This is a genomic window from Micromonospora sp. NPDC005161, from assembly GCF_053599855.1.
Map to the genome: position 1 here is coordinate 24618 of NZ_JBSFYQ010000010.1, position 17009 is coordinate 41626.

General features: G+C 73.5%; 19 protein-coding genes and 1 pseudogene. 7 read left to right on the forward strand and 13 right to left on the reverse strand.

The window, feature by feature from the left end; all coding sequences use genetic code 11:
* Positions 1–13: 13 nt before the first annotated feature.
* The 4 genes and pseudogenes from ACWD5O_RS12170 to ACWD5O_RS12185 all read left to right on the forward strand — a co-directional run bounded on the left by ACWD5O_RS12170 (position 14) and on the right by ACWD5O_RS12185 (position 5123).
* Positions 14–1523: pseudogene (locus ACWD5O_RS12170) on the forward strand (YifB family Mg chelatase-like AAA ATPase).
* Complete coding sequence (locus tag ACWD5O_RS12175; protein WP_450085309.1) at positions 1433–2785, forward strand: DNA-processing protein DprA; 1353 nt, start codon at positions 1433–1435, stop codon at positions 2783–2785. The pseudogene ACWD5O_RS12170 and the gene ACWD5O_RS12175 overlap by 91 nt, the downstream one beginning before the upstream one ends.
* Positions 2786–2866: 81 nt before the next feature.
* The gene (locus ACWD5O_RS12180; RefSeq protein ID WP_450085310.1) at positions 2867–3889 is read left to right on the forward strand and encodes a tyrosine recombinase XerC; all 1023 of its coding nucleotides are present in this window, start codon (positions 2867–2869) and stop codon (positions 3887–3889) included.
* Positions 3890–3941: 52 nt separating this feature from the next.
* Positions 3942–5123, forward strand: coding sequence for an aminotransferase class V-fold PLP-dependent enzyme (locus ACWD5O_RS12185; RefSeq protein ID WP_450085311.1), 1182 nt, complete (start codon positions 3942–3944; stop codon positions 5121–5123).
* Here ACWD5O_RS12185 and ACWD5O_RS12190 read toward each other — a convergent pair.
* Positions 5044–5724 carry a murein hydrolase activator EnvC family protein gene (locus ACWD5O_RS12190; RefSeq protein WP_450085312.1) on the reverse strand — a complete coding sequence of 227 codons (681 nt, stop codon included), beginning with the start codon at positions 5722–5724 and terminating at the stop codon, positions 5044–5046. The genes ACWD5O_RS12185 and ACWD5O_RS12190 overlap by 80 nt on opposite strands.
* Positions 5725–5867: 143 nt before the next feature.
* On the opposite strand from ACWD5O_RS12190, the gene ACWD5O_RS12195 reads away from it, so the two are divergent.
* Together ACWD5O_RS12195 and ACWD5O_RS12200 are read left to right on the forward strand one after the other, a co-directional pair.
* Positions 5868–6500: an SAM-dependent methyltransferase gene (locus ACWD5O_RS12195; protein ID WP_450085313.1), complete on the forward strand. Its 633-nt coding sequence runs from the start codon at positions 5868–5870 to the stop codon at positions 6498–6500.
* 117 nt (positions 6501–6617) lie between these two features.
* Entirely contained in the window at positions 6618–7796 is a 1179-nt protein-coding gene (locus tag ACWD5O_RS12200; protein WP_450085314.1) for a sulfite oxidase, read from the forward strand.
* Positions 7797–7859: 63 nt separating this feature from the next.
* Here the strand turns inward: ACWD5O_RS12200 and ACWD5O_RS12205 are convergent, their stop codons facing one another.
* From ACWD5O_RS12205 to proS, 12 genes are all read right to left on the reverse strand, one after another.
* Positions 7860–8183, reverse strand: coding sequence for a DUF2469 domain-containing protein (locus ACWD5O_RS12205; protein ID WP_007075222.1), 324 nt, complete (start codon positions 8181–8183; stop codon positions 7860–7862).
* On the reverse strand, positions 8180–8992 hold the full coding sequence (locus ACWD5O_RS12210; protein WP_354966916.1) for a ribonuclease HII: 813 nt from the start codon (positions 8990–8992) through the stop codon (positions 8180–8182). Before ACWD5O_RS12210 ends, ACWD5O_RS12205 begins: the two co-directional genes overlap by 4 nt.
* Positions 8986–9474, reverse strand: coding sequence for an NUDIX hydrolase (locus ACWD5O_RS12215; RefSeq protein WP_450085315.1), 489 nt, complete (start codon positions 9472–9474; stop codon positions 8986–8988). The genes ACWD5O_RS12210 and ACWD5O_RS12215 overlap by 7 nt, the downstream gene beginning before the upstream one ends.
* Positions 9475–9523: 49 nt before the next feature.
* On the reverse strand, positions 9524–10159 hold the full coding sequence (gene lepB / locus ACWD5O_RS12220) for a signal peptidase I (RefSeq protein ID WP_354966918.1): 636 nt from the start codon (positions 10157–10159) through the stop codon (positions 9524–9526).
* A gap of 10 nt (positions 10160–10169) precedes the next feature.
* A complete protein-coding gene (gene lepB, locus ACWD5O_RS12225) occupies positions 10170–11039 on the reverse strand; it encodes a signal peptidase I (protein WP_450085316.1) in 870 nt (289 codons plus the stop codon).
* 181 nt (positions 11040–11220) lie between these two features.
* Entirely contained in the window at positions 11221–11577 is a 357-nt protein-coding gene (rplS, locus tag ACWD5O_RS12230; protein WP_354966920.1) for a 50S ribosomal protein L19, read from the reverse strand.
* Between the two features lie 143 nt (positions 11578–11720).
* Complete coding sequence (gene trmD, locus ACWD5O_RS12235; protein ID WP_074319223.1) at positions 11721–12494, reverse strand: tRNA (guanosine(37)-N1)-methyltransferase TrmD; 774 nt, start codon at positions 12492–12494, stop codon at positions 11721–11723.
* 10 nt (positions 12495–12504) lie between these two features.
* Positions 12505–13119, reverse strand: a complete 615-nt coding sequence (gene rimM, locus ACWD5O_RS12240; protein WP_354966921.1) for a ribosome maturation factor RimM — start codon at positions 13117–13119, stop codon at positions 12505–12507.
* Positions 13119–13379 carry an RNA-binding protein gene (locus tag ACWD5O_RS12245; protein WP_172862164.1) on the reverse strand — a complete coding sequence of 87 codons (261 nt, stop codon included), beginning with the start codon at positions 13377–13379 and terminating at the stop codon, positions 13119–13121. Before ACWD5O_RS12245 ends, rimM begins: the two co-directional genes overlap by 1 nt.
* Complete coding sequence (rpsP, locus tag ACWD5O_RS12250; RefSeq protein WP_450085317.1) at positions 13354–13869, reverse strand: 30S ribosomal protein S16; 516 nt, start codon at positions 13867–13869, stop codon at positions 13354–13356. Before rpsP ends, ACWD5O_RS12245 begins: the two co-directional genes overlap by 26 nt.
* A gap of 241 nt (positions 13870–14110) precedes the next feature.
* On the reverse strand, positions 14111–14758 hold the full coding sequence (locus ACWD5O_RS12255) for a DUF402 domain-containing protein (RefSeq protein ID WP_387327023.1): 648 nt from the start codon (positions 14756–14758) through the stop codon (positions 14111–14113).
* A 75-nt stretch (positions 14759–14833) separates the two neighbouring features.
* On the reverse strand, positions 14834–16240 hold the full coding sequence (gene proS / locus ACWD5O_RS12260; protein WP_450085318.1) for a proline--tRNA ligase: 1407 nt from the start codon (positions 16238–16240) through the stop codon (positions 14834–14836).
* Between the two features lie 152 nt (positions 16241–16392).
* On the opposite strand from proS, the gene ACWD5O_RS12265 reads away from it, so the two are divergent.
* Complete coding sequence (locus ACWD5O_RS12265) at positions 16393–16995, forward strand: TetR family transcriptional regulator (RefSeq protein WP_450085319.1); 603 nt, start codon at positions 16393–16395, stop codon at positions 16993–16995.
* Positions 16996–17009 lie beyond the last annotated feature (14 nt).

Sequence of the window (17009 nt, forward strand, 5' to 3'; positions counted from 1 at the left end):
GTCGGGGGGCGACATGAGTTACGCGAAGGTGCTCTCGGTGGGGCTGGTCGGCGTCACCGGTCACCTGGTCGAGGTGGAGGCCGACCTCGCCGCCGGCCTGCCGGCGGTGGTGATCTCCGGGCTACCGGACACCGCTCTGCACGAGGCCCGCGACCGGGTCCGGGCCGCCATGGTCAACTCCGGCCAGCGCTGGCCCAACCGGCGGATCACCCTGAACCTGCTGCCGGCGACGCTGCCGAAATTCGGCTCCGCGTTCGATCTGGCCATCGCCGCCGCTCTGCTGGGCGGCTCGGGTGAGCTGCCGCTGCTCCCCCTGGAGGGGGTGGTCGTCCTCGGCGAGCTGGGGCTGGACGGGACCGTCCGGCCGGTGCGCGGGGTTCTGCCGATGGTCGCCGCCGCCGCCCGGGAGGGCGTCGGTCGGGTGATCGTCCCGGCCGGCAACGCCGCCGAGGCCGCCGTCATCCCGGGAATACGGGTACGGGCGGTGGACACGCTGCACCGGCTGGTCACCTTCGTCCGGGACGGCGACCCGCTGATCGAACCACCTGCCGAAACCCCGGCGCCGGTCACCGACGGCCCGGACCTGGCCGAGGTGGCCGGGCAGCAGTTGGGCAGGCGCGCGTTGGAGGTCGCCGCCGCCGGCGGGCACCACGTGGCGCTGCTGGGCCCACCGGGTGCCGGCAAGACGATGCTCGCCGAGCGGCTGCCGTCGATCCTGCCCGCGACGCGGCCCTCGAGGTGACCGCGCTGCACTCGATCGCCGGGCTGCTGCCACCCGGCGGCCGGTTGCTGCGCCGCCCGCCGCTCCAGGCGCCACACCACACGGCGACCGTGCCGTCGCTGGTCGGCGGGGTTCGGGGCTGGCCCGACCCGGCGCGGTGTCGCTGGCCCACCGCGGGGTCCTCTTCCTCGACGAGGCGCCGGAGTTCAGCAAGGGCGCACTGGAAGCGCTGCGTCAGCCGCTGGAGAACGGCCGCGTCAAGCTGGCCCGCAGCGGGGGCGGCACCGAATATCCGGCCCGGACCCAACTGGTGCTGGCCGCCAACCCCTGTCCGTGCGCCAAGCCCGCCGGGGACGCGCACTGCGAGTGCACCCCGCTCGTCCGCCGCCGTTACCTGGGCCGGCTCTCCGGGCCGCTGCTCGACCGGATCGACGTTCAGGTGCGGCTGTTGCCGGTACGGGCGGCGGAGTTGATGGCGGCGGAGAACGACGCGGAGTCCTCCGCCACGGTAGCCGCGCGGGTGGTGGTGGCCCGTCGAGCGGCGGCCACCCGCTGGGCCGGTCTCGGCCGGCGGCTCAACGCCGAGGTGGCCGGCCCGCATTTGCGCCGGCCGCCGTGGCGGCTGCCCGCCCGCGACACTGCCGAGCTGCGTGGACGGCTGGACTCCGGCTCCCTGTCGGCACGCGGCTTCGACCGGGTGATCCGGATGGCATGGACGATCGCGGATCTGGACGGCCGGGACCGGCCGGACCGGGAGGACGTCCGGGAGGTGATCCAACTACGGACGGGGGAGGCGACGTGAGCGCTGACGAGGAAGGCCGGCTGGCCCGGGTGGCGCTGACCTGGCTCGCCGAACCGGGCACCCGGGCGGTGCACCGGCTCGTCCAGCGGCTGGGCCCGGTGGCGGCGCTGGATCTGCTGCTCGACGGCGGGAGCCCGGACGGCTGGTTGCACACCACGGTCGCCGCCCGGTCGGCCGCCGCCGACGCCCGGGCGGTGGCGGCCGAGGCACTGGACCGGGCAGAGCGCCTCGGCGCCCGGCTGGTCACACCCGACGACGACGAGTGGCCGGCCCGGGTGGCCGGCCTGGCCACCCTCCAACTGCCGGACGTCACCCGGCGGGTGGACGTCGAGACCGCGCCGCCGCTCTGCTTCTGGGTGCGTGGGAGCTGGCCGCTGGGCGAAGCGCTGGACCGCTCGGTGGCCGTGGTCGGGGCGCGGGCGGCCACCGGCTACGGCCAGCACGTCGCCACCGAGTTGGGGTACGGGCTGGCCGAGCGGGACTGGACGGTGGTCTCCGGCGGCGCGTTCGGCATCGACGCGGCCGCCCACCGCGGCGCCCTCAACGCCGGCGGACTGACCGTCGCGGTGCTGGCCTGCGGGCTGGACCGGCCGTACCCGATGGGCAACACCGCGCTCTTCGACCGGATCGCCGACACCGGGCTGCTGGTCAGCGAGTGGCCGCCCGGCGCCGAGCCGCTGCGGCCCCGGTTCCTGATCCGCAACCGGGTCATCGCCGGTAGCACCCTCGGCACCGTCGTGGTGGAGGCGTCCGCGCGCAGCGGCGCGACGCAGACCGCGCGGCGGGCCATCTACACCGACCGGGCGGCCATGGTGGTGCCCGGCCCGGTGACCTCGGCGATGTCCGTCGGCGTGCACGAACTGCTCCGCGAGTTCCCGAAGGTTCGCCTCGTCACCGGGGTGGCGCACGTACTCGAGGAGGTGGGCCGGATCGGCGCGGACCTGGCGCCGCTGGCCCGGGGCCCGCAGCGACCGACCGACGAGCTCGACGACGACGCTCGGTCGCTGTTGGAGGCGCTACCTCGTCGGGGTGCGCTGGGCGTGGACGCGCTGGCCGCCCGGGCCGGCGTCGACGTGCGCACCGCACTGCGCAAACTGTCCCTTCTGGAGGAGCTGTCCCTGGTGGTCCGCCGCGACGACGGCTACGCCCTCGCCCCACCGGCCCGACCGAAGCGCGCGACGACCGCCAAGCCGAGACCGACGTCACCGGCACCGACGACACCGGCACTGTCGTGGCCGGCGGCACGCGACGCGCGGCCGTAGGCTGATTGTCGTGCCGACTGTCAGCGGGGGTGCGCCGGCCCATCGACCGGCCCGCACCACGGCGCCGCCCACCTGGCGGCGATGAGCGGGCCTGCCCGGGGCACCCGGGCCACCCACCAGGAGCTGCCGCCAGCGCTGCGCGACGCGGTGGACGATTTCGCCGACTACCTGTCCCGGGTCCGCAACCGGTCGACGCACACCGTCCGCGCGTACGTCACCGACCTGGTCTCGCTGCTCGACCACGCCGTTCGGATGGGCTGTGTCGAGCTGGCCGAGCTGGACCTGTCGGTGCTGCGCAGCTGGCTGGCCCGGCAACGGACGACCGGTGCCGCCCGCACGTCCCTGGCCCGGCGGGCCGCGTCGGCGCGGGCGTTCAGCGCCTGGGCACACCGTGCCGGGTTGCTCCCCGCCGACGTGGGCGCCGCGCTCGCCAGCCCTCGCGCGCACCGGGAACTTCCCACCGTCCTGCGCGCCGACCAGGCCGCCGCCCTGGTCGAGGCACCAACCCGGCTGCCCCCCGCCTCCACACCGACCGGGCCGACAACGGCTGAGCCGCCGGACGAGGCGAAGCCCGGCCCGGCGGAAGGGGCGGCGGTCGAGGCGGTACGGCTGCGCGACCGGGTGCTGCTGGAACTGCTCTACGCCACCGGCGTGCGGATCAGCGAGGCCTGCGGGTTGGACGTCGGGGACGTCGACCACGGCCGCCGGGTGATCCGGGTGTTCGGCAAGGGCGGTCGGGAGCGCTCGGTGCCGTACGGGGTGCCCGCGCAGCGAGCACTCGACGACTGGCTGCGGCGGGGCCGCCCGGCGCTGGTTGGCGCCCGCTCGGGCGACGCGCTGCTGCTCGGTGCCCGGGGCGGCCGACTCAACCCGACCACCGCACGCCAGATCGTCGGCGGGTACGCCGAGGCCACCGGCCTCCCCCGGACCAGCCCGCACGGGCTGCGCCACTCCGCCGCCACCCACCTCCTCGAGGGCGGCGCCGACCTGCGCGCGGTGCAGGAACTGCTGGGCCACTCGTCGCTGGCCAGCACACAGATCTACACGCACGTCTCGGTGGAGCGGCTGCGCGCCGCCTACCGCCAGGCCCACCCGCGCGCCTGACCCCGACGAGCGAACCGCTCGGCGGTGATCTACCGGCGGTTACGATCATCAGGTGAGCGTCCCGCAGCCCCCCGAGCCGATCCCGGGCGCCCGCCTGCTCTTCTCCCTCGACCCGGCGGTCAGCCACCTCAACCACGGTTCGTTCGGCGCGGTGCCGATCGGCGTGCAGCGAGCCCAACAGCGGCTGCGCGACGAGATGGAGGCCAACCCGCTGCGCTTCTTCACCCAGGGGCTCGTCGACCGGATCGGGCACACCCGCCGGCACCTCGCCAGTTTCCTGGGCGCCGACCCGGAGGGCAGCGCCCTGGTCGGCAACACCACCACCGGCGTCGCCGTGGTGCTCCAGTCGCTGGGGCTGCAGCCCGGTGACGAGGTGCTCAGCACCGACCACGGGTACGGGGCGGTGAGCCTGGCCATCCAGCGGGAGTGCCGCCGGACCGGAGCGGTTGGCCGGGTGCTGCCGATCCCGCTGGCGGCCACCGACGAGCAGATCGTGCAGACCGTCCGCGCCGGCCTACGCCCGGGGCGGACCCGGCTCCTCGTCGTCGATCAGCTCACCTCGGCCACCGCCCGGCTCTTCCCGACCGCCGCCATCGTCGGGGTGGCCCGCGAACACGGCGTTCCGGTCCTGGTGGACGCCGCGCACGCGCCGGGCATGCTGCCGACCCCGGTCACCAGCATCGGCGCCGACTTCTGGGTGGGCAACCTGCACAAGTGGGGGTACGCCCCACGCGGCACCGCCCTGCTCGCGGTGAGCGCGCCGTGGCGGGACCGGATCGAGCCGCTGGTGGTCTCGTGGGAGCAGGACACCGGTTTCCCGGCCCGGATCGAATGGCAGGCCACCCTGGACTACACCTCGTGGCTGGCCGCCCCGGCGGGCCTCTTCACGCTGCGCAGCCTGGGCGTCGACCGGGTCCGGGAGCACAACGCCGCGCTCGCCGCGTACGGCCAGCGGGTGGTGGGGGACGCGCTGGGGGTGCCTCCCGCCCACCTGCCCGACCCCGGCGGGCCCGCGGTGGCTCTGCGGATCATCCCGCTGCCGGCCGGCACGGCCACCACCATCGACGCGGCGCGGGCCCTGCAGACGCGCATCGGCGAGCGGCTCGCCGCCGAGGTGGCGGTGATGAGCTGGAACGGCCGGGGGTGGCTGCGGCTCACCGGTCAGGTCTACAACGCCGCCGACGAGTACGAACGGCTGGCCGTGCGGCTGCCGGCGCTGCTCGCCCAGCGCTGACCCCGCCGACCGGGAGCAGGCGTACCGGGCCGAGGCCGAGCAGGGCCAGCGGGTCCAGGTATTCCGCGCCCCGGCGCAGGCCCCAGTGCAGGCAGGCGACGGCGGGGCAGCCCGGATGCCCGGGCAGCAGTTCACCCAGCGGCGCACCGGCGGCGAGCGGCTGGCCGGGGCGTACCGACGGTCGCACCGGCTCGTGGGTGGTGCGCAGCCCGCCGGCGTGCCCCACGGTGACCACCGGTCGACCGGCCACCAGGCCCGCGAAGAGCACCGTGCCCCGCCCGGCGCTGCGGATCACCGCGCCGGCCGGGGCGGCCAGGTCCACTCCCCGGTGCCCGGCCAGCCACGGCCGGGGCGGCGGGTCGAATCGGCGCACCGGGCGGGGCTGCCCGTCGACCGGCCAGCGGAACCGCCCCGGGCCGGCGTCCGTCGGGTCGGGCGCCACGACCGCGACCGGCACGACCAGCGTCGGCGGGCGGCCGGGCAGTGCCGCGACCAGCAGCGCCAGGCAGCTGAGCTGGGCGGTCAGCGCGAGCGGGAACGCGGCGCAGAGCAGCACGGTGCGGCGGATCGGGACGGTGCGCGGGGCGGGTGGCGGTCGCATGACGGCAGCCTGCGACCGGGCGGGGCCGCCTGCCACCCCCGAGCAGCCGGGCTGTGGACAAATAGGGCTGCTGTGGACGACCACTCAAGGCCCTCGATGATCTGCTATGTCGCGGGCCGGCGGACGCTGCCTATGCTGGGCCGATGGCTCGGGACTGGCTTGCCTGGCATGACGACTACGACCAGCCGGGTTCGGCGCTGGCCGCCCGGCTCGCCGAGGTGCGGGAGCAGGTTCGGGCGGCACTGGACGGGGCGCCGGCAGGGCCGCTCCGGGTGATCAGCGCGTGCGCCGGTCAGGGCCGGGACCTGATCCCGGTGCTCGCCACCCACCCGCGCAGCCACGACGTGACCGCCCGCCTGGTCGAGCTGGACCCGCGCAACGCCGCCGTGGCCGAGGACGCCGCCCGGACGGCTGGTCTCAGCGGCGTACAGGTGGTGGTCGGCGACGCGGCGGTGATCGACGCGTACGCCGATCTGGTCCCGGCCGACCTCTTGCTGCTTTGCGGGGTGTTCGGCAACGTGTCGGACGCCGACGTTCGGGCCACCGTGGGGCACTCTGCCGCGCTCTGCGCGAGGGGCGGCACGGTGATCTGGACCCGGCATCGGCGCGAGCCGGATCTGGTGCCCGCCGTCTGCGACTGGTTCGCGCAGGAGGGATTCGCACCGGTCGCGGTAGGTCGCCCGGCGGACCGGGTCGGCGTCGGCGTGCACCGCCACCTCAACCGTCCCCGGCCTCTGCCGCCCGGGGTGACGATGTTCCGCTTCCTCCCCCGCTGACCCTGCCACCCCGCACCGGAGGCGTCGCGCGCACCGGGCCGCGCTCGGGCCGTCGCAGAGGGCCTAGGCTGGTCCGAGTGCGAGCGCAGTGCCGCCGTCCGAGCCGGGGAGGCCCCTATGACCACTGTCGATGACCGGACGTCGGGGTCTCAGCAGGACGTCCCGACTCCGCACCGCGGGGCGGCCGACGCGCCGACGGTCGCCGAGGTGAGCGGCCCGTCCCGGCTCGCTGAGCCGGGCGAGGCGATCAGCGCCGAGGAGTTGCAGCTCGCCGCCCGCAACCACGGCATCCCGCTGGAGGCGCTGCGCTACGACGTCACCCCGGCGGGGTTGCACTACCTGCTCATCCACTACGACATCCCGGAGCTGGACCCGGCCACGCACGCGCTGACCGTCGGCGGTGCGGTGGACCGGCCGCTGACCGTCAGCCTGGCGGAGCTTCGTGAACGGCCCCGGGTCACCCACCGGGTCACCCTGGAGTGCGCCGGCAACGGCCGGGTCCTGCTGGACCCCCGGCCGGTCAGCCAGCCCTGGCTGGTCGAGGCGGTCGGCAACGCCGAATGGACCGGCACCCCGCTGGCGCCGCTGCTGCGCGAGGCGGGTCTCGACCCGGCCGCGGTCGACGTGGTCTTCACCGGCGCCGATCACGGCGTCGAGCGCGGGGTCGAGCAGGACTACCAGCGCGGGCTGCCCGTCGCCGACGCGCTGCGCGAGGAGGTGCTGCTGGCGTACGAGATGAACGGTGCTCCCCTGCTGCCGCAGCACGGTGCGCCGCTGCGGCTGATCGTGCCGGGCTGGTACGGCATGGCGCACGTGAAGTGGCTCCACTCGATCGACGTCCGGACGGAACCGTTCGAGGGCTACCAGAACGCGGTCGCCTACCGGCTGCGCCGCGACGCCGACGACCCGGGCGTTCCGGTCACCCGGATCGAGCCACGCGCGCTGGTCCGCCCGCCCGGCTTCCCCGACTTCATGTCCCGCCGCCGCGTGCTCCGGCCGGGGCCGTGCACTCTGGACGGTCGGGCCTGGTCGGGGCACGCGTCGGTGGTCTCCGTGGAGGTGACCACCGACGGCGGGACGACCTGGGTGCCGGCGGAGCTGGACGCCGCGGAGGGCGGCGACTTCGCCTGGCGACGGTGGCGGCACGAGTGGACGGCGACGCCGGGCCGGTACGTGCTCGGCGCGCGGGCGACGGACGCCTCCGGGCGGACCCAGCCGGTTGAGCAGCCGTGGAACCGGGGCGGCTTCGCCAACAACCTGGTGCAGCGGGTTGAGGTCGTGGTGCCGGCCGAATGACCGGCGGCGTGGGCTACGCCACGGGTGGGGGGCCCGTGGTGGCGCCGGACGGTACGGGAGCGGTCAGCCGCCGAAGCCGGAGTCGGCGGGGAGCGAGATGTCCGGCTTCTCCAGCTCCTCGACGTTGACGTCCTTGAAAGTCATCACTCGGACGTTCTTCACGAAGCGGGCAGGACGGTACATGTCCCACACCCAGGCGTCGTGCATCTCAACCTCGAAGTAGACCTCGCCGTCGGAGTTGCGCACGTGCAGGTCGACCTGGTTGGCCAGGTAGAACCGGCGTTCCGTCTCCACCACGTAGGAGAACTGGCGGACAATGTCGCGGTACTCCCGGTAGAGCTGCAGCTCCATCTCGGTCTCGTACTTCTCGAGATCTTCCGCGCTCATCGCACTCCGCCTTCCATGACCACATCTTCCCCCACCGGCGCCGGAGGCCGAAGCTGCTCGCCCAACGCCACGCCGACGGTACTCCCTGACGCCCAGGAGCGCTCCATCGGCTCATCCGGGCCCGGTTGGACGGGCCGACGGGCGCGCGGCGGCCGACCGTCGCGACCGGAGACCGCGGCGACGTTGACGTACGAGAACCGGTGCTCCCGGCACGGCCCGTGCTCCCGCAGCGCCGCGGAGTGCTCCGGGGTGATGTAGCCCTTGTGCTCGGCGAAGCCGTACGCCGGGAACACCCCGTCCAACTCCACCATGATCCGATCCCGGGTGACCTTGGCGAGCACGCTGGCCGCCGCCACGCAGGCCGCCACGCGGTCGCCCTTCCACACCGCCAGCCCCGGCACCCCCAGGCCGTCCACGCCGAAGCCGTCGGTCAGCACGTACTCCGGCCGGGTGGTGAGCGAGGCGAGCGCCCGGCGCATCGCGGACAGGTTGCACACGTGCAGCCCCCTGGCGTCGACCTCCTCGGCCGGGATGACCACCACGGCGTACGCCAGCGCGCGGTCCACGACCTCCGCGTACACCCGTTCCCGGCTCGCCGGGGTGAGCAGCTTGGAGTCGGCCAGCCCGTCGATCTCGCCTCGTCGCCCCTCGGGCAGCACCGCCGCGGCGGCGACCAGGGGACCGGCGCACGCGCCCCGGCCGGCCTCGTCGGCACCAGCGACCTGCCGGAAGCCGCGCCGCTGCAACGCCCGCTCCAGCGCGTACAGCCCGGCCTCCCGGCGCACGACGGTGCGCGGCGGGGTCAGCACGAGCCCTCGTCCCGGCCGACGCCGACGGTCGGTCGCAGGAGCGTGGTCAGCAGGGCGGGCAGCTCGACCGGGTAGTACCGCTCATCGCTGGCCGCCAGCTCGTCCGGCGACCACCAGCGGTGACCGGCGATGCTGCGCTGCTCGACGTCGTCGAAGCCCGCGGTGTCCACCTGCCACGACGACACCTGGACCAGGAAGAACACCTGCTGCTGGCGATGCCACACACCGTCGAACGGGAACTCGGTCGTCTCGGACCAGACCGGCTCGCCCAGCTCGGCGGGGTCGAGTCGCAACCCGGTCTCCTCGGCCAGCTCCCGGGCCGCGCCCGCCGCCGGTGACTCCGTCGGATCCAGCCCACCGCCCGGGGTGAACCAGTAGCGGTGCCCGGGGCGGGCCGGGTCGAAGCCGTCGAAGAGCAGAACCCGGCCGGCCGCGTCGACGAGCAGCACGCGGGCGGCGCGTCGAGGGGTGTAGACGGTCACGCCCCCAGCCTGCCAGACCGGCGGCGGATCGCCCACGCCCCCGTCCGGCCTACGGCTTCGGAATGCCGTCGTACTGATCCGGCACGGTCAGCCAGGTGGCCCGGTTGACCGGCCAGAACACGGTGAACGCCCGCCCGACCACCTCGCCTTCCGGGATCGTGGCCTCGGTGATGTTCTGCCCGGACTGCTGCCAGTGCTCCAGCGAGTCGCCCGAGGCCGACCGGTGGTCGCCCATCACCCACAGCCGCCCCTTCGGCACGGTGATGTCGAATTCCTGGTCCGCCGGCTTGTCGCGGACCCCGTCCATCGAGAAGATGTACGGCTCGTCGAGCGACTTGCCGTTGATCACCAGCCGCTCCTGCGGGTCGCAGCAGACCACGTGGTCACCACCGACGCCGATCACCCGCTTGATGAAGTCCTCACCGTCGGGGTTGCCGCTCCACTCGATCGGCGCCTTGAACACGATCACCTCGCCGCGGTGCGGTGACCGGAAGTCGTAGACCAGCTTGTTGACCAGCACCCGGTCATCGATCTTGAGGGTGTTTTCCATGGACGGGGAGGGGATGAAGAAGGTCTGCAGCACGAAGGCGCGGACCAGCACCGCTACCAGGATCGCCACACCCAGCAGGATCGGCAGCTCCTTCCAGAAGGAACTACGGGGCTTGTCGGTCTGCTCGTCAATCACGCCAAGGAGCCTACGTTGCCGGGCCAGACGTCACCGTCCGGAACGCGCGGGAACCCCGCAGCGCGGCTACCAGGGGAAGAAGCAGCAGCACACCGCCCTGCGGGGTCGGACGGACCGGGGGCGCGCCCGAGGACGCCGCAGCCGGCCCGGACACGTCGTCGAACGTCGACGGCACCGACAGCGGATTCCACCGGGAGGACGGCCAGACCACCATGAAGGCACGGCCGACCACGTTGTCGATCGGCACCGGGCCCTGGCAGCGCGCGTCCTGGGACACCAGCCGGTGGTCGCCCATCACGAAGATCTGGCCGGGCGGCACGACGACCTCGTCGAAACGCCGGGAGCGGCACTCCCCCGGGTTGGGTGGCAGGTCCAGCGGGGAGTCGCGCACCACGTACGGCTCGTTGAGTGGAGTGCCGTTGACGGTGACCCGGCCCTGGCTGTCGCAGCACTTGACCCGGTCGCCGGGGAGACCGATCACCCGTTTGATGAAGTCCTTCTCGCCGGGGCGGCTCACCCCCACCAGGTCACCGACGGTCCGGGTGAGCTTGCCGGCGAAGCCCGGCGCCGGCTGCTCGTCGACCTGCGGTGCCCAGCGGTCGGTGCCCCGGAAGACCACCACCTCGCCGCGTACCGGGTCGCGGACGTCGTAGACGACCTTGTTGACCAGCACGCGGTCGCCGATCAGGAGCGTGTCCTCCATCGAACCGGACGGGATGAAGAACGCCTGGAGCAGGAAGGTGCGGATCAGCACCGCGAGGCAGAACGCGACGACCAGCAGCAGCGGGAGCTCCTGCCAGAGCGGCATCTGCCGGCGGGTGCGGCGGGCCCGCCGGCGCCACGGATCGACGGTGCCGTCCTCGTCAAGCGTCTGCACCACGCCACTCCCCGGTCCGCAGAAACACCACCGCCCGGGAGCCTCGTCGAGGCCCCACGGGCGGTTGTGGACGGCTGCCCGCCACATGGGCGGGGCCGCCGCCTCGCTGCGCCCGTACGACCAGGGTAGTGCGGTCCGGTCGGTACGGCATACGCGCAGCTCAGGCGGCGTGGCGAGCGGGAAGTCAGCTGGGCTGCTTCTCCCGCTTCTCCTTGATCTTGGCCTTCTTGCCGCGCAGCTCGCGCAGGTAGTACAGCTTGGCGCGGCGCACGGCACCGCGGGTCACGATCTCGATCCGGTCGATGCCCGGGCCGTTGATCGGATAGGTCCGCTCGACGCCGACACCGAAGCTGACCTTGCGGACCGAGAAGGTCTCGCGCAGACCGTCACCCTGGCGGCGGATCACGACGCCCTGGAAGATCTGGACACGGGACCGGGCGCCCTCAACGACGCGGGCGTGCACCTTGACGGTGTCACCGGCACGGAAGTCGGGAAGATCGGTCCGCTTCGACTGGGCGTCAAGGGCGTCCAGGATGTTCATCGCTGCGTCCTCGTGAGGCTCACGGCGCACCGTCACTCGGTGCGCGGGTGGGTGGTTCTGATCCCCGGGTGGTGGTCGGCGTGCCGACCCCGGTCGAGGATCCTCGCAGCCGCCCGCGGGCGCGGACGGATGCGGCAACCCCTCTACTTTGCCACATCCCCCGGCGGCGGCTGAAATCCGGCCCGGTCCAGCGCCGCGATGTCCCGTTTGTCGAGCTGATCGGCGGGCAGCGCGGCGAGCAGGTCCGGGCGCCGGGCGGCGGTGCGCAGCAGACCCTCCTCGCGCCGCCAGCGGGCGATCTTGCCGTGATCGCCGGAGCGGAGCACCTCCGGCACGTCGTGCCCGCGCCAGCTCGGCGGCTTGGTGTAGATCGGCGCTTCGAGCAGCCCGTGCGCGTGCGACTCCTCGTCCAGCGAGCCGGCGTTGCCCAGCACACCGGGCAGCAGCCGGGTGACCGCCTCCAGGACGACCAGCACCGCCACCTCGCCGCCGAAGAGCACGTAGTCGCCGAGCGACACCTCGGTGACCGGCATCCGGGTCGCGGCGTGCGCCAGTACCCGCTGGTCGATCCCCTCGTACCGACCGCAGGCGAAGAGCAGGTGCGGCTCGGCGGCCAGCTCGTGCGCCATGGCCTGGGTGAACGGGACACCGGCCGGCGAGGGCACCAGCAGCCGGGGCGGCGGGGCTTCGGCCGGCGCGAGCGCGTCCAGCGCGCCGCCCCACGGCTCCGGGCGCATCACCATGCCCGGACCGCCGCCGTAGGGGGTGTCGTCGACCGTGCGGTGCACGTCGTGGGTCCAGGTCCGCAGGTCGTGCACGGCCAACTGGAGTACGCCATTGGCCCGGGCCCGGCCGATCAGCGACAGGTCGAGAGGGGCGAAGTACTCCGGGAAGATCGACACGATGTCGACGCGCATGCGGGTGGTCCTAAAGGTCGAGCAGTCCGGCGGGTGGGTCGACGATCACGCGTCCCCCGGCCAGGTCGACCTCCGGAACGATCGCCCGGACGAACGGGATCAACGCGACACGCCCCTCGGGGCGTCGCAGCACCAGCAGGTCGGAGGAGGGGGCGTGGTCGATCCGGGCCACCTCGCCCAGCCGCTCGCCGCCCGGCGTGACCACGGCCAGCCCGACGAGCTGGTGGTCGTGGAACTCCTCCGGGTCCTCCGGGGGCTCCACGTCGGCGCTGTCCACCACGAGCAGGGTCCCGCGCAGCGCCTCGGCGCCGTCGCGATCCAGTATCCCGGCGAACGCGACCAGCATCCGGCCCTGATGGAAGCGGGATTCCTCGATGGTCAGCTCGGCCGGGACCCGGAACAGCACCCCGGGCCCGTCCGTGGCCGGGGGCGGCGGAACCGCCCCAGGCTCGGTGCGCAGCACGCCGCTGCTGCGCGGGGACACAGTCTGGGGCGTCGCCCCAGGCTCGGTGCGCAGCACCGTGCCTGGGGCGAACCGTGCTTCGGGCTCGTCGGTCCGCACCTCCACGGTGACCTCACCGCGGACACCGTGCGGCTTGCCGATCCTGCCGACGACGAGCTGCATCAGTACGAGTCGACGATGTCGACGCGTACCCCGCGCCCGCCGATGGAGCCGATCACCTGGCGCAGCGCCTTGGCGGTCCGGCCGGACCGCCCGATCACAGTGCCGAGGTCCTCGGGGTGCACGCGGACTTCCAGCCGCTTGCCCCGACGGGAATCGACCATCCGCACCCGGACATCGTCCGGGTGGTCGACGATGCCCTTGACCAGGTGCTCCAACGCCGGACGCAGAGGCATATCAGGCCTGCTCACCGGCGTCGGCAGCGGCAGCCGGGGCCTCGGCCGGAGCCTCGGTCTTCGGCGCCTCAGCCGGAGCCTCGGCCTTCGGAGCCTCAGCCGGAGCCTCGGCCTTCGGAGCCTCAGCGGCCTTGGCGGCCTTCTTGGCCGGCTTGGCCGGGGTCTCCGGGGCGAGCCCGGCGGCGGCCTTCGCCTCAGCCTCGTACGCCGCCTTGCGGTCGGCCCGCTCGGGGGCGACCTTCATCGGCGGCGGGGCCGGCAGGCCCTTGTACTTCTGCCAGTCACCGGTCAGCTCCAGCAGCCGCTGCACCGCCTCGCTCGGCTGAGCGCCGACGGACAGCCAGTACTGGACCCGCTCCGACTTGACCTCGATGATCGAAGGGTCTTCCTTCGGCTGGTACACCCCGACGAACTCGATCGCCCGGCCGTCACGCTTGGTGCGCGAGTCGGCGATGACAATGCGGTACTGCGGGTTGCGGATCTTACCCATCCGCAGGAGCCGGATCTTTACGGCCACAGTTGTTTCGCTCCTGTTGCGATCTCACCAGCCCGGTACGGGCGGTGTGTATGGGTGAGCGCCGACGGCACAGTGGGGTTGGGCCGGAGACTACTCGGTGGACTGGCGACGCGCCTGGGTTAGAGGGCGCCGGACGCGCGCCGGATACCAGCGACCCATTCTGCCAGATCCGCCGCCGATCTCTCGCACCGGACCCGGACACCGCGCCCGGCTCGCCCGGACCGGTGACCCGGAACACCCCTCAGCGCACCGGCGGACGGTCCCAGCCCGGCGGAAGTTCGTCCGGTACGTCCCAGTCGGCGGGAGGCGCGAAGTCGCACCAGGTGCCGTCGAACGGGAACTCTCCGGCCTCGGCGAGCGCGATCACCCGCTCCCCCTCGGCCCGAACCGCCTTCTCGTCGGCCACCCAGTAGTCGTCCGGGAAGGCGAGGCGCTCGACGAACTCCTCCTCGTCCTTCCACTGCCAGCTGCGGTCCGGGTGCACCACCACGTCGAGGTCCTGGTCCACCACGTCGACGCCGGCCACCGGGCCGTCGTCCCAGCGCACGCCGGGCTCCTCCAGGTTGACGTACCAGTGGGCGAACCGGCCCTGCGCGTCCCGGAACCACCAGACGGAGTGCGCCGCACCGGTGGGCAGGAACTTCAGCAGCGGCGGCCCGTTCCAGCGCCCGTGCTCCAGCCGGTACGCCGACGAGATCCACTGGGCGAACGGCATCGCCCGCATCCCCAGCCCCGCCTCGCTCACCTCGTGGGCGACCGGCGAGTCCCGGGCGATCCAGACCAGCAGGCCCCGCTCGTCGTCGCTGACCACCCGGCCCGGCCGGACCCATCCGATCCGGCCGCGTCGCACGCTGCGGTGCATGATCAGCCGACCCGACTCGAAGCGCACCGCACCACCTCCGGGGCTGTTAACAGGGGGCCCTTCCTCTACCGCAGGCGTTAAGAAGGTGCCCTTCCTTCCGCCTCAGTAGGCGCGGGCGAGGATGGCGATCAGGTCGGGTTCGTCCTCGGAGTCCGGCACCGAGCCGTCGGCGCGAAGCAGGCATCGCACCGTGACGCCCTGGCCGTTCGCCTCGGCCTCGCCGGCCACGCCGACCGCCGACCACGGCACCCGGGCCCAGCCGTTCGCGGCGGCCTCGATCGCCTCGGCGAGGGTGGCCACCTCCACCGTGCGCGACTCGCGGTTGGCCAGCGCCTGGTCGTGCAGCACCTGCTGGTCGGTCTCCAGCGCGGCCAGCACCACGCCGACCACGTCGGCCACCGGCGTCGGGGACTTCGACCCGTCGGTACGGCGCACCACCACGGCGTTGCCGGCGGCCAGGTCGCGGGGGCCGACCTCGACGCGTACCGGATAGCCGCGCAGCTCGGCGTCGACGGCCCGGCGGCCGAACGCGGTGTCCGTGCGGTCGTCGAGCGCGACCCGGACACCGGCGTCGCGCAGGCCGTCGCGCAGCTTGGCCGCCGCCTCGGCGACGCCCTCGCCGTCCTTGACGATCATGACGTACGCCTGGATCGGGGCCAGCCTCGGCGGCACCCGCAGGCCGTTGTCGTCGCCGTGCGCCATGATCAGCCCGCCGAGCATCCGGGTCGAGGTGCCCCAGGAGGTCGTCCAGGCGTGCTCCCGGCCGCCCTCGGCGGACGAGTAGCTGATGTCGAACGCCTTGGCGAAGTTCTGGCCCAGCTCGTGGCTGGTGCCCAGCTGGAGCGCCTTGCCGTCGCCCATCATGCCTTCACAGGTGTACGTGGCGGTCGCACCGGCGAACCGCTCGCGGGCCGTCTTCAGACCCACCACCACGGGGATGCCGATCACGTTGACCATCAGGTCCTCGTACGCCTCGTGCAGGATCTGCCGGGCGTAGGCCCGGGCGTCCTCGCGGGTGGCGTGCGCGGTGTGCCCCTCCTGCCAGAGGAACTCGCTGGTACGCAGGAAGATCCGCGGGCGCAGCTCCCACCGGACCACGTTGGCCCACTGGTTGAGCAGCAGCGGCAGGTCCCGGTACGAGTCGATCCACTTGGCCATGAACTCGCCGATGACCGTCTCGCTGGTGGGGCGCACCACCACCGGTTCGGCGAGCTGCTTTCCGCCACCGTGAGTGACCACCGCCAGCTCCGGGGAGAAGCCCTCGACGTGCTGGGCCTCGCGCTTGAGGTAGCTCTCCGGAATGAACAGCGGGAAGTACGCGTTCTCCGCGCCCGCCGCCTTGATCCGGGCGTCCATCTCGGCCTGCATCCGTTCCCAGATGGCATAGCCGGCCGGGCGGATGACCATGGTGCCGCGGACCGGGCCGTTGTCGGCCAGCTTCGCCTTGGCGATCAGGTCCTGGTACCAGCGGGGGAAGTCCTCCGCACGGGGAGTGAGCACGCGTGCCATGACCGCACATCCTATGCGCCACACGGGGGGACACCGCGTCCGGGAGTGGCCGTGCCGTGTCGCGCCCGCCCGTCGTGCGGTGTCACGCCCGGCTTGTCGTCGTCGTGGCAGCTCTGGGCGTGGCGACGGTGCCCCCGTAGAATTCGACCACCATGACTGCAGCGACCGGCTCGCCGCGCCAGCAACTGCGGGACACGATCGTGGACGCCGCCCGTACGCGGACCATCGCCGGCGGCTGGGACGCGGTCCGGATGGGTGGGGTGGCCACCACGGCCGGGGTGAGCCGGCAGACCGTTTACAACGAGTTCGGCAGCAAGGCGGGGCTGGCCGAGGCGCTGGCCCGGCGCGAGGTGGACCGGTTCGTCGGCGACGTCCGTGCCGCACTTGTCGCGAACGGCGACGACGTGCGGGCCGGGGCATACGCGGCGATCGCGCGCACCCTCGCCACGGCAGCGGACAACCCGCTGGTCAAGGCCATCCTGACCAGTGCCCGGGGTGGCTCGGACGAGCTGCTGCCATATCTGACCACCCGGGCCGAGGTGGTGCTCACCGAGGCTTCCGGCGCGCTGATCGAGTGGGCCGGAGATCACCTGCCGGGAGCCGACCCGGCCGCGCTGGCCTTCGCCGCCGACAGCATCGTCCGCCTGGTGGTGAGCCACATCGTGCTTCCCCGCTCCCCGATCGACCAGACCGCCTCAGCCCTGACCGACCTGGCGATACGCCTCTTCGCGGCGGCGGCCCGCCCAACCCACTAACCCCACGGGCCGCG